At 46.4% G+C, this 13282-nt stretch carries 11 protein-coding genes; 2 read left to right on the top strand and 9 right to left on the bottom strand.

Annotation, left to right across the window (positions count from 1 at the left end):
- Window positions 1–78 precede the first annotated feature (78 nt).
- From sucD to sdhC, 8 genes are all read right to left on the bottom strand, one after another.
- Window positions 79–951, bottom strand: a complete 873-nt coding sequence (gene sucD, locus KIT90_RS16750) for a succinate--CoA ligase subunit alpha (protein ID WP_005436989.1) — start codon at window positions 949–951, stop codon at window positions 79–81.
- Window positions 951–2117 carry an ADP-forming succinate--CoA ligase subunit beta gene (gene sucC, locus KIT90_RS16745; protein WP_005426700.1) on the bottom strand — a complete coding sequence of 389 codons (1167 nt, stop codon included), beginning with the start codon at window positions 2115–2117 and terminating at the stop codon, window positions 951–953. Before sucC ends, sucD begins: the two co-directional genes overlap by 1 nt.
- Before the next feature lie 202 nt (window positions 2118–2319).
- A complete protein-coding gene (gene odhB / locus KIT90_RS16740) occupies window positions 2320–3528 on the bottom strand; it encodes a 2-oxoglutarate dehydrogenase complex dihydrolipoyllysine-residue succinyltransferase (RefSeq protein ID WP_020196060.1) in 1209 nt (402 codons plus the stop codon).
- 28 nt (window positions 3529–3556) lie between these two features.
- Window positions 3557–6382, bottom strand: a complete 2826-nt coding sequence (gene sucA / locus KIT90_RS16735; protein ID WP_285377648.1) for a 2-oxoglutarate dehydrogenase E1 component — start codon at window positions 6380–6382, stop codon at window positions 3557–3559.
- 92 nt (window positions 6383–6474) lie between these two features.
- Window positions 6475–7185, bottom strand: a complete 711-nt coding sequence (locus tag KIT90_RS16730) for a succinate dehydrogenase iron-sulfur subunit (RefSeq protein WP_005436982.1) — start codon at window positions 7183–7185, stop codon at window positions 6475–6477.
- 18 nt (window positions 7186–7203) lie between these two features.
- A complete protein-coding gene (gene sdhA / locus KIT90_RS16725; RefSeq protein WP_005436979.1) occupies window positions 7204–8970 on the bottom strand; it encodes a succinate dehydrogenase flavoprotein subunit in 1767 nt (588 codons plus the stop codon).
- Entirely contained in the window at window positions 8971–9315 is a 345-nt protein-coding gene (sdhD, locus tag KIT90_RS16720) for a succinate dehydrogenase, hydrophobic membrane anchor protein (protein ID WP_005426689.1), read from the bottom strand.
- Window positions 9309–9701, bottom strand: a complete 393-nt coding sequence (gene sdhC, locus KIT90_RS16715; protein ID WP_005446421.1) for a succinate dehydrogenase cytochrome b556 subunit — start codon at window positions 9699–9701, stop codon at window positions 9309–9311. Before sdhC ends, sdhD begins: the two co-directional genes overlap by 7 nt.
- A gap of 395 nt (window positions 9702–10096) precedes the next feature.
- Here sdhC and KIT90_RS16710 point away from each other — a divergent pair, with 395 nt between their 5' ends.
- Entirely contained in the window at window positions 10097–11386 is a 1290-nt protein-coding gene (locus KIT90_RS16710; RefSeq protein WP_005436975.1) for a citrate synthase, read from the top strand.
- Between the two features lie 201 nt (window positions 11387–11587).
- Here KIT90_RS16710 and KIT90_RS16705 read toward each other — a convergent pair whose 3' ends face one another.
- Window positions 11588–12346 (bottom strand): Nif3-like dinuclear metal center hexameric protein, encoded by a 759-nt coding sequence (locus KIT90_RS16705; RefSeq protein ID WP_038893270.1) that lies wholly within the window; start codon window positions 12344–12346, stop codon window positions 11588–11590.
- 132 nt (window positions 12347–12478) lie between these two features.
- Between KIT90_RS16705 and KIT90_RS16700 the strand changes: the two genes are divergently transcribed.
- Window positions 12479–13231, top strand: a complete 753-nt coding sequence (locus tag KIT90_RS16700; RefSeq protein ID WP_285377643.1) for a DUF1853 family protein — start codon at window positions 12479–12481, stop codon at window positions 13229–13231.
- Window positions 13232–13282: the final 51 nt, after the last annotated feature.

The following is a 13282-nucleotide window of genomic DNA, read 5'->3' as shown; positions in this document are numbered from 1 at the left end:
CACAAACCATTGTGAAACAGAAAAAGAAAAGCCTGCGAAATCGCAGGCTTTTTAATGCTTATACAATGGTTTGGTTGATTACCAACCTGTCACTTCACGTAGACCTTTACCAATCTCAGCTAGAGATTTCACAGTCTTAACGCCAGCCGCTTCTAGTGCTGCGAATTTGTCTTCTGCAGTACCTTTACCACCTGAGATGATAGCACCTGCGTGACCCATACGTTTACCTGGAGGAGCGGTAACACCAGCAATGTAAGAAACCACTGGCTTAGTTACGTTTTCTTTGATGTAAGCCGCCGCTTCTTCTTCCGCAGTACCACCGATTTCACCAATCATTACGATTGCTTCTGTTTCAGGGTCTTCTTGGAAAAGCTTCAGGATGTCGATGAAGTTTGAACCTGGGATTGGGTCACCACCGATACCAACACACGTTGATTGACCGAAGCCTTCATCCGTTGTTTGCTTAACCGCTTCGTACGTTAGAGTACCTGAGCGAGACACGATACCCACTTTACCTTTCTTGTGGATGTGACCAGGCATGATACCGATCTTACACTCATCAGGCGTGATAACACCCGGACAGTTAGGACCGATCATGCGAACGCCAGTTTCTTCTAGCTTCACTTTAACGTCGATCATATCTGTTGTTGGGATGCCTTCAGTGATCGTTACGATTAGCTCGATGCCTGCGTCGATCGCTTCTAGGATTGCATCTTTACAGAATGGTGCTGGAACGTAGATAACTGTTGCTGTTGCGCCAGTTACTTCTACTGCTTCACGTACCGTGTTGAATACAGGAAGACCAAGGTGAGTTTGACCACCTTTACCTGGAGATACACCACCAACCATTTGTGTACCGTAAGCAATTGCCTGCTCTGAGTGGAAAGTACCTTGACCACCAGTGAAGCCCTGACAGATTACTTTAGTGTCTTTGTTAATTAGTACAGACATTATTTAGCCTCCGCAGCAGCAACAACTTTCTGAGCAGCATCTGTTAGCGACTCAGCAGCAATGATATCAACATCAGAATTAGCAAGAACTTCGCGACCTAGGTCAGCGTTAGTACCTTCTAGACGAACAACAACAGGTACCGTTACACCAACTTCTTTCACTGCACCGATGATGCCTTCTGCGATCATGTCACAACGAACGATACCGCCGAAGATGTTTACTAGAACGGCTTTCACGTTGTCATCAGATAGGATGATCTTGAATGCTTCTGCTACACGCTCTTTTGTCGCGCCGCCACCTACGTCTAGGAAATTCGCAGGCTTGCCGCCGTGTAGGTTTACAATGTCCATTGTACCCATTGCTAGACCCGCGCCGTTAACCATACAGCCAACGTTACCGTCTAGTGCTACGTAGTTCAGTTCCCACTGAGCTGCGTGCGCTTCACGCTCATCTTCTTGTGAAGGATCGTGCATTTCACGAAGCTTAGGCTGACGGTATAGCGCGTTTGAGTCGATGTTGATCTTACCGTCAAGACATAGCAGGTTGCCTTCACCAGTAATAACCAATGGGTTGATCTCTAGTAGCGCTAGGTCGTACTGAGAGAACATCGTGCCAAGACCCATAAAGATCTTAACGAATTGTTTGATTTGGTCACCTTCAAGACCAAGTTTGAACGCTAGCTCGCGACCTTGGTAAGCTTGAGGGCCTACTAGTGGATCGATTGCCGCTTTGTGGATTAGCTCCGGCGTTTCTTCCGCAACTTTTTCGATTTCCACACCACCTTCAGTAGAAGCCATGAAAACGATCTTACGAGTCGCACGGTCTACAACCGCACCAAGGTAAAGTTCGTTAGCGATGTTAGACGCTTCTTCTACAAGGATTTTAGTAACAGGCTGACCATTTGCGTCTGTTTGGTAAGTAACCAAGTTCTTACCTAGCCATTTTTGTGCGAATTCTTTTACGCCATCTTTTGTATCGTGTAGTTCAACACCGCCCGCTTTACCGCGGCCACCAGCGTGAACCTGACACTTTACAACTTTCTTTTCAGTAGTGATGCGACCCGCAGCTTCAAAAGCTTCTTGTGGCGTATCACATGCGTAGCCTTCCGGTACAGGCAAACCGAATTCTGCAAACAGCTGTTTGGCTTGGTATTCATGCAAATTCATTTTGATATTCCGTTTGTTTATCCCTTAAGGGATTTATTATTTCCATAACGCCGCTTGATGCGGTACGTCTGTAGGGTCTTCTCAAATCAACTGCTTATAGATATATCGGGGGCAGTTCAAGTGAAGGCCAGACGCTGAGCCAGTCTAGCCTTGGATGCTGTAGACGTCGAGCTATCAGGGACAACTCGACGTTTTAGCGATATTAAACGTCTAATAGCAGACGCGCTGGGTCTTCAAGTAGCTCTTTAATCGTTACTAGGAAGCCCACTGACTCACGGCCATCGATCAAACGGTGGTCGTAAGATAGTGCTAGGTACATCATTGGCAAGATTTCTACTTTGCCATCAACCGCCATTGGGCGCTCTTGGATTTTATGCATACCCAAGATTGCTGATTGTGGTGGGTTGATAATTGGAGTAGACATCAGTGAACCAAATACACCACCGTTAGTGATAGTGAAGTTGCCACCCATTAGTTCATCAACGGTTAGCTTGCCATCACGACCTTTAATTGCTAACTCTTTAATGCCCTTTTCAACATCTGCAAAACCTAGTGTGTCACAGTCTTTAAGTACTGGTGTCACTAGACCACGTGGCGTAGAAACCGCCATGCTGATATCGAAGTAGTTGTGGTAAACAATGTCATCACCATCGATAGATGCATTCACTTCTGGGTAACGTTTTAGTGCTTCTGTTACAGCTTTCACGTAGAAAGACATGAAGCCTAGACGAATACCGTGACGCTCTTCGAACTGGTCTTTGTACTGCTTACGAAGATCCATGATTGGCTTCATGTTCACTTCGTTAAACGTAGTTAGCATTGCCGTATTGTTCTTCGCTTCTAGAAGACGGTTTGCTACCGTCTTACGTAGACGCGTCATAGGAACACGTTTTTGGCTGCGTGCGGCTGCAGGTGCTTCAACTGCTGCTGGAGCTTCTGCTTTTGGCGCAGCTTTTGCGTTTGCAAGGTGAGCTTCGATATCTTCGCGAGTAATACGACCGCCAACACCAGAGCCTTTCACTTGGCTTGCTTCTAGGCCGTGTTCAGCTAGAAGACGACGAACCGCTGGACTTAGCGCATCATTGCTTTCTTCTGTCAGCGCAGCTTTATGACGCTTATCAGGAGACGCTTCTTTATCTTCTGTTGAATCTGTTGTTGGTTCGCCCGCTACAGCACCAGGCTTAAGCTTCGCGATCAACTGCTTAGAAAGTACTGTTGCACCTTCTTCTTCAATAATGGCTTCTAATACGCCGGCTTCCGGAGCTGGAACTTCAAGCACTACTTTATCGGTTTCGATATCAACCAGAACTTCATCACGCTCGACTACGTCGCCTGGTTGTTTGTGCCATGTCGCTACGGTTGCGTCAGCAACTGATTCAGGTAAATCTGGAACCAGAATTTCAATTGTCATATCTGTTTCTTCCTTTAACTTCTAGTTCTTAATGCGAAGTTTTTGAGTTCACGTTCAGAGCGTCTTCAACCAACGCTTTTTGTTGTTTCAAGTGCACCGACATGTAGCCTACTGCTGGCGAAGCAGAAGCTGGGCGACCTGCGTATTTAAGATCTGCACCTGCTGGAATAGCAGCACGGAAGTTGTGTTGGCTACAGTACCAAGCACCCTGGTTTTGAGGCTCTTCCTGACACCAAACGAAATCTTCAACATTCGTGTATTGCGCAATCGCCGCTTGTACTTCATCCAGAGGGAATGGGTACAGTTGCTCGATACGCACAATAGCAACATCATCTTGTTCGTTATTGCGACGCTGTTCTAGAAGGTCGAAATAAACCTTACCTGAACAGAACACAACACGTTTCACTTTGCTTGACTCCAGATTATCAATCTCTGGGATCGCAGGCTGGAATGTGCCTTCAGAAAGATCTTCTAATGAAGACGTACAAAGTGGATGACGCAGTAGCGACTTAGGTGACATAACAATCAGTGGACGACGCATAGGACGCACCACCTGACGACGGATCATGTGGTAAACCTGCGCAGGTGTAGATGGCACTACAACTTGCATGTTTTGTTCTGCACACAATTGTAGGTAACGCTCTAGACGCGCTGATGAGTGCTCTGGACCTTGACCTTCATAACCGTGTGGCAACAGCATAGTTAGGCCACACAGACGAGCCCACTTTTGCTCACCTGACGAGATAAATTGGTCAATCACAACTTGCGCGCCGTTTGCGAAGTCACCAAACTGTGCTTCCCAAATAGTCAAGCCGCTTGGTTCTGCCGTTGCATAACCGTACTCAAACGCCAATACCGCTTCTTCTGACAACACAGAGTCAAAGACTTGGAATGGCCCTTGTTTGTCATGAATATTCGCTAGTGGGATGTAAGTACTCGCATCATTTTGGTTATGCAGAACAGAGTGGCGGTGGAAGAAAGTACCACGACCTGAGTCCTGACCAGAGATACGAATACGCTTGCCATCGTCAACTAGGGTCGCGTACGCAAGTGTCTCTGCCATACCCCAATCTAATGGCTTCTCACCACTGATCATTGCAGCACGATCGTTGTAAAGCTTGTTTACACGGCTTTGTAGCTTATGGCTATCTGGGTATTGAATTAGGCGTTGACCAAGCTCTTTCAAGCGGGTTGAATCAAATTTGTTGTCCCACTCAACATCCCAGTCGTGACCTAAGTACGGAGACCAGTCAACAGAGTGAAGTGCCATTGGACGCCACTCTTTCACCACAACTTCACCTTTATCAAGTGCGTCGCGGTACTCATTCACAAGCTGAGTTGCCACTTCGATGTCTGATTCGTTTTTATCAATCAACACATCAGCGTACAGCTTACGAGGCGTTGGGTGTTTCTTGATTTTTTGGTACATCAACGGCTGAGTTGCATTCGGCTCATCCGCTTCGTTGTGACCATGACGGCGGTAACACACCAAATCAATCACAACATCACGTTTGAACTCGTTACGGTAATCCAATGCAATACGCGTTACGAAAGCAACCGCTTCTGGATCGTCAGCGTTAACGTGGAAAATCGGAGCCTGTACCATCTTAGCGATATCAGTACAGTACATGGTAGAACGCGTATCACGAGGGTTAGAGGTTGTGAAACCAACTTGGTTGTTCACAACAATACGCACTGTACCACCGACGCAGAAACCACGAGCAAGAGACATGTTGAACGTCTCAGCCACAACACCCTGACCCGCAATCGCAGAATCACCGTGAATAGTGATTGGTAGTACGCGGCTGCCATCAAAGTCACCAAGGCGATCTTGACGTGCACGAACTGAACCGATAACTACTGGGTTTACAATCTCAAGGTGAGATGGGTTAAATGCGAGCGCTAGGTGAACATCACCACCAGGCGTTGCAAAGTCTGCCGAGAAACCTTGGTGGTACTTAACATCACCAGTACCCCATGTTTCGTCGTGTTTACCCGCAAACTCATCAAACAAATCTTGAGGCTTCTTACCAAGAACGTTGACCAACATGTTCAAACGTCCACGGTGAGCCATACCGATAACCACTTCACGCATGCCGCTGGTACCAGCATGACGAATCAGTTCTTTTGTCATCGGAATCAGTGCATCACCACCTTCTAACGAGAAACGTTTTGCTCCTGGGAACTTAGCACCCAAGTAACGCTCGAGACCTTCAGCAGCCGTAAGCTCCTCAAGGAATGTACGTTTTTCGTCTTTATCGAAAGATGGCTGACCAACCACAGACTCTAAACGTTGCTGGATCCAACGCTTTTGCTCTGTATCTGTCATGTGCATGTATTCTGCACCAATAGAACCACAGTAGGTTTTCTTTAGTGCCGAGTAGATGTCTTTCAACTGCATCGTCTCTTGGCCAATGGCAAAAGAACCTACGTTGAAAGTTTCTGCGAAGTCATCTTCGGTGAGATTGTGGAATGCAGGGTCTAGCTCCGCCACAGGTGGGCGTTGCCATAGACCTAGAGGATCGAGCTCTGCAGCTTCATGACCGCGGAAGCGGTATGCGTTGATAAGCTGGAGAACTTTTACTTGCTTAGCGTCGACATCTGGATCACTAACTTGGACACTGTAATGCTTTGTTTCTTGAGCGAGTCGTCGGAAGTAGTCACGGACACGCGAATGCGGCTGTTCAGCCACTTCTTCTGAGCTTTTAGGCAGCTCATCAAATACGCGTTTCCACTCCTCACTTACCAGATCGGGGTCACTTAGATACAGTTCGTAGAGGTCCTCTACATACGTTGCATTGGCGCCAGCCAAGTGTGAAGACTCGAGCCATGCCTTCATCACGCCGTTGTGCATATTTTCCCTTAACCAGTAGTTTTCACGTTTGCTTCGGTCTGCGCCGAGCTATTAAGAGCCGACCCATTTGGGTCGGCAATTTTTGTTGCTAATTAAATCGAACGATTGACTAGCATCGACTTGATGTGACCGATGGCTTTCGTTGGATTTAGCCCCTTAGGACAAACACTTACACAATTCATGATGCCATGGCAACGAAAAACGCTAAATGCATCATCAAGATCGGACAAACGTTCATCAGTTGCCGTATCTCGGCTATCAATTAGCCAACGGTAAGCTGCTAGAAGACCAGCAGGGCCGATAAATTTATCTGGGTTCCACCAGAATGATGGACAAGAAGTTGTACAACATGCACACATAATACATTCGTACAATCCATCTAAATGCGCACGCTCATCAGGCGTTTGTAAGTTCTCGCGAGATGGAGGTAGAGCACCATCATCAATCAAGAAAGGCTTAACTTTCGCATAGTTATCGTAGAACTGTGTCATGTCAACGATAAGATCACGCACTACTGGTAGGCCCGGTAAAGGTCGAATGACAATCTTGTCACCTTGCAGTGCAGATAGCGGTGTAATACACGCTAGACCATTCTTGCCATTCATGTTTAGGCCGTCAGAGCCGCATACCCCTTCGCGGCATGAACGACGGAATGCAATGCTAGGGTCTTGCTCCTTCAAAAGGATCAATGCATCCAGAAGCATCATGTCTGATCCTTCTTCCACCTCAAGCGTGTAGTCTTTCATGTATGGCTTTTGGTCGACATCCGGGTTGTAGCGGTACAAAGAGAAATTCAGTTTCATAATATTGCCCTCCTTTCCTTAGTACGTACGTGCTTTTGGCGGAAATGCTTCACGATGGATTGGCTCCATGTTTACACCACGTTTCGTCATTGCTTCCGTTTCCGGGTTGTAGATAGAGTGACATAGCCACTGCTCATCATCACGGTCAGGGAAGTCAAAGCGAGCATGCGCACCACGGCTTTCTGTACGGTAGTTAGCCGCAACCGCCGTTGCATAAGCAGTTTCCATCAAGTTTTCTAGTTCAAGACACTCAATGCGTTGTGTGTTGAACTCAGTCGACTTATCAGCAAGGTGAGCGTTTTTCAGACGTTCACGGATAGCTTTCAGCTCTACCAGACCTTTTGCCATTGCATCACCTTCACGGAATACCGAGAAGTTGTTTTGCATACACTGTTGTAGGTCTTTACGAATTTGCGCTGGATCTTCACCGTCAGTGCTATTTTCCCAACGGTTGTAACGCTCTAGTGAACGTTCAATATCAGCTTCTGTCGCAGGTTTCGCGTCAGCTTGTTTAAGCAGTGTTTCACCCAGATGAAGGCCCGTCGCACGACCAAATACCACAAGGTCAAGTAGTGAGTTACCACCTAGACGGTTTGCACCGTGTACCGATACAGAAGCAATCTCACCACAAGCAAATAGACCTTGAACTTCAACGTCAGCGCCATTCTCATCTTGGCGAATCGCTTGGCCTGATACCTGAGTAGGGATACCACCCATCATATAGTGACACGTAGGAATTACAGGGATTGGCTCTTTGACCGGATCAACGTGCGCAAATGTACGAGACAACTCACAAACGCCCGGTAGACGAGACTCCAGAGTATCTTTACCTAGGTGATCAAGTTTCAGTTTAATGTGTGGACCCCAAGGACCATCACAGCCGCGGCCTTCACGGATTTCAATCATCATTGAACGAGCAACGACGTCACGACCAGCAAGGTCTTTCGCGTTTGGTGCGTAGCGCTCCATGAAGCGTTCACCATCTTTGTTTAGAAGGTAACCACCTTCACCACGACAACCTTCGGTTACAAGCACACCTGCGCCAGCGATACCCGTTGGGTGGAACTGCCACATTTCCATATCTTGCATCGGAACACCCGCACGAAGTGCCATACCAACACCATCACCAGTATTGATGTGCGCATTAGTTGTTGATGCGTAGATACGACCTGCACCACCAGTTGCTAAGATAGTTGCTTTCGATTTGAAGTAGCACACTTCACCCGTTTCCATGCATAGCGCAGTACAGCCTAGAACAACACCATCTTCATTTTTAACGATATCAAGAGCATACCACTCAGAGAATACCGTTGTTTTGTGCTTGATGTTTTGTTGGTAAAGCGTGTGTAGAAGCGCGTGACCAGTACGGTCAGCCGCAGCCGCGGTACGTGCCGCTTGCTCACCACCAAAGTTCTTTGACTGGCCACCAAACGGGCGTTGGTAAATAGTGCCGTTATCAAAACGAGAGAAAGGAAGACCCATTTTCTCTAGCTCGATAACAGATTCAGGACCGTTCTTACACATGTACTCGATTGCGTCTTGGTCACCGATATAGTCAGAACCTTTAACCGTATCGTACATGTGCTGTTCCCAATGGTCTTCGTGTGCGTTACCTAGCGCAACCGTAATACCACCTTGAGCAGAAACAGTGTGTGAACGTGTTGGGAAAACTTTAGATAGCAACGCACAAGAAAGGCCTTGCTCCGAAATTTGTAGTGCAGCGCGCATGCCCGCACCACCAGCGCCGATTACTACGGCGTCAAACTCACGAACTGGAATAGACACTTACGCACCCCACAAAATAAATAGACCAGAGAAGACATAGCCGAATAGCACGGCAATAACACCAAGTTGAAGTGCACCACGAAGTTTCGCGCACTTAATGTAATCCGTTAAAACTTGCCATAAGCCGATCCACGCGTGAATCAAAATAGAAACAAGTGCCAACATGGTGAAGACTTTAGTGAACGTGCCACCAAAGAACTGGGTCCAAGATGCGTAAGAGATGTCTGAGAAAGCACAAAAGCTCACCAGATAAATCGTGTATAGAGTCATAATGATGGCGGACGCACGAATCAATAAGAAATCGTGAACACCATTACGACCGAATGAAGAAACGTGTTTTACCATACCAAGATCCCCGCCAATAGTGATAACACTGCAGTAGCACCAAACGCGACTTTAGCGCTCATTGCGCCTGAATCTAGTTCTTCAAAGTGGCCTAGGTCCATCAGTAAGTGACGAACACCACCAGCAATGTGGTAGGCAAGTGCAGTTAGAATGCCCCACAGAATGAATTTCACGAAGAAGCTATCGACGATGTCAGCGGCTTCCATAAAACCCATCGGGGATGACAGAGAAATGGACAGTAACCAAAGTAATATACCCACCGCAACAAACGTAATCACACCCGACACACGGTGCAGGATTGACGCGATTGCTGTGATGGGAAAGCGGATGGTCTGTAAATCTAAATTAACAGGTCTTGACTTTCTTTCTTTCACGGGCTTGCTCACTCAGCTCCATTGAGCATTTATTGTTATAACCAATTTCAGCTTCCAAACGTACAAAAGTTAACATTTGATTAACAAATACTCGCAATAAGCTCGGAGATAATTGTAAATACTTTGTTAACAAACGGAGTCCACAAACAAACCTCACTTTTGTTTCTAGCCCCGAATTTATAAGGATTTAACTAAAATTTTCTGTGCCAATATACGGCCAGCAACATTCTAATACAATTGATGTAACAAATTATGCTACATAGAACAGATTTTTAACGATTTTCATGAGAAAAATCATAACAAGTGCACACAAAAATGGAGAAAAATTGACTTTAAGCTTTAACAACAGTACAAAAATGGCACATAAACATCCTGGACGGATTAAATAATAAACAAAGGAGATTGTTATGGCGGATAAGAAAGCTACCCTTCACATCGAAGGTCATGCGCCAATCGAACTGCCAATTATGGACGGTACGCTAGGTACACCTGTGATTGATGTTCGTAAACTGGGAGCCAATGGTTACTTTACTTTTGACCCAGGTTTTCTTGCCACTGCATCTTGTGAATCATCAATCACGTACATCGATGGCGGCAAAGGTATTCTTTTGCACCGCGGTTACCCGATTGATCAATTAGCCAATAACGCAGATTACTTGGAAGTATGTTACATCCTGCTTTATGGTGAAGCCCCTACCCGTGAGCAATACGAGCAATTCAAAACAACGGTTACTCGCCATACTATGGTGCACGAGCAAATCGCAAGCTTCTTCCACGGCTTCCGACGCGACGCTCACCCAATGGCAGTAATGTGTGGTGTAGTTGGTGCACTAGCGGCCTTCTACCACGATTCACTAGATATCAACAACGACGAACACCGTGAAATCGCGGCGTACCGTCTACTATCGAAAATGCCTACTTTGGCGGCGATGTGTTACAAATACTCAATCGGTCAGCCATTTATCTACCCTCGTAACGACCTAAGCTACGCAGAAAACTTCCTACACATGATGTACGCAAACCCATGTGAAGAATACGAAGTAAATCCTGTTGTTGCGCGTGCGATGGATAAGATCTTCACGCTTCACGCAGATCACGAACAAAACGCATCAACGTCGACGGTTCGTCTATCTGGTTCTTCTGGTGCGAACCCATTCGCATGTATTGCCGCAGGTATTGCTTCTCTATGGGGTCCTGCACACGGTGGTGCAAACGAAGCATGTCTGAAGATGCTTGAAGAGATCGGCAGCGTAGACAACATTCCTGAGTACGTAGAACGTGCAAAAGACAAAGATGACCCATTCCGTCTAATGGGCTTCGGTCACCGCGTTTACAAAAACTACGACCCACGTGCAACGGTAATGCGTGAAACATGTCATGAAGTTCTAAAAGAGCTAAACATCAAAGATCCACTACTAGACGTAGCGATGGAACTTGAGCGTATTGCGCTTTCTGACGAATACTTCGTGTCTAAGAAGCTATACCCGAACGTAGACTTCTACTCAGGCATCATCCTAAAAGCAATCGGTATTCCTGTATCGATGTTTACGGTAATCTTCGCGATTTCTCGTACTATCGGTTGGATTGCTCACTGGAACGAAATGCACAGCGATCCACTAAACCGAATCGGTCGTCCTCGCCAGCTATACACTGGTGAAACTCAACGTGAGTTTTCTCCACTGCATGAGCGCGAGTAAGCGTTAGAATCGAGAATCGAGAATCGAGAATCGAGAATCGAGAATCGAGAATCGAATAAATATGAGGGTTGACGTGAAAGCGTCAACCCTTTCTATTTTGAAGAGATGAGAACGAGCTGCGCTCTATAGAGCGCTTCGCCTCGAGATGCGAGAGATAATTGCGTAACACTTTCGCATCTCAGAGGACAAAGCCCGTCCCTTCTATACTGGGTTATCAATATCAATAAACGTAACGTCTAAACCGTGCTCTTGTGCCAACCATTCACCCAACGCTTTAATGCCGTAACGTTCGGTTGCGTGATGACCTGCAGAGAAGTAATGGATATCCAATTCACGAGCCGTGTAAGTCGTACGTTCTGAGATCTCGCCCGAAATAAACGCATCTAATCCATGCTGAGCAGCAAGCTCAATGAAGTCTTGACCACCGCCGGTACACCAACCAACTGTCTCAATCATTTTTTCTGCATTGTCAGGCGCGATATGCAAAGGTTCACGGTTTAATACGTGATTGATTTTGTTTGCGAAGTCAGCGCCAGTCATTGCTTGTTTCAAGCGGCCAAACAGAGCGACAGATTGAGGGTGTCCTTCTAAGCCACCTTCCACTTCAATGTCTAGCAAGCGTGCAAGCTCCGCGTTATTGCCTAGTTCTGGGTGAATATCTAGCGGCAGATGGTAGCCGTAAAGGTTGATGTCACTTTTGATCAAACTGCGGATACGCTTTCCTTTCATACCACGAATTGGCTCTGGTTCACCTTTCCAAAAATAGCCGTGGTGAACAAGCAATGCATCAGCCTCTAACTCGATCGCTTTATCGATCAATGCTTGTGAGGCCGTTACGCCTGTCACGATGCGTTTGATTTCTGATTTGCCTTCAACTTGCATTCCATTCGGTGCGTAGTCTTTAATAAGTTGCGGCGATAATTTCTCGTTAAGGATCTTTTCCAGCTGTAAATTATTCATTGTTACTTCCAATACTTGTGGCTTGAACAAAGTGTATATCGAACCGCGATCAGGATGCTAGTTGTGGCATCCCCAACCAGAATAAATTTCGATACAATAGAAAGGCTTTGCCCGTGACAACAAGGATAATGGATGAATTCACTACAACGTTTCCATCATTGGATTGCTAACACCCCACCTCTTTTCAAACTTAAGGAACCTTTCGTCACTGTTGAAGATATTCCGACCTTACCTCTATCGGACAACGAAAATTATGATGGCAACCCTCGACTCGGATTCCTCTATCAACACCTTTGTACCAAGTTGCTGACTTGCTCTTCACGATATGAACTGATTGCCGAAGAAATCCAACTTAATGACACTACTGGGCGCACAATTGGCGCCGTCGATTTGATCCTCGAAAATCAGGAAACAAACCAACACGAGCATTGGGAAGTCGCCATTAAATTCTACTTACTGCATGAAGGCATTTGGTATGGCCCGAATGCACACGACCAACTGCATAAGAAACTCGATCGTATGCTCACTCACCAACTAAAAATGAGCCAGAGAGAAGAGTTCCACCAACAGTTACCGTTAGACACCACACCGAGTGAACACTTGCTGATGCAAGGTCGCCTCTATGTAAATCCTTTCGCGGCCGAACCAACCCCCACAACCTGTTTAGGTTACGAACTAAACCAAAGCCAAATATCCGGCAATTGGTGTTATCAAAGCCAATGGGAAGAGATCAAAGAACCTTTATATGCTCTTTCCAAACCACTGTGGGCAATCGGCAATGAGGAGTTTTTAGAGCCTATCGATAAGCCATCAGATAGGTTTGTTCACGCTCAAACAAAGAGCGGTCAATTTTGGTTTGTTGTACCGGATACTTGGCCGAACTAAAACGGGAAACGGGAAACGGGAAACGGGAAACGGGAAACGGGAAACGGGAAA

The organism is Vibrio sp. B172a, assembly GCF_030248355.1.
GTDB lineage: Bacteria > Pseudomonadota > Gammaproteobacteria > Enterobacterales > Vibrionaceae > Vibrio > Vibrio owensii.
The sequence above is the reverse complement of the archived record's forward strand: the minus strand, read 5'-3'. Positions and strand labels throughout refer to the sequence as shown.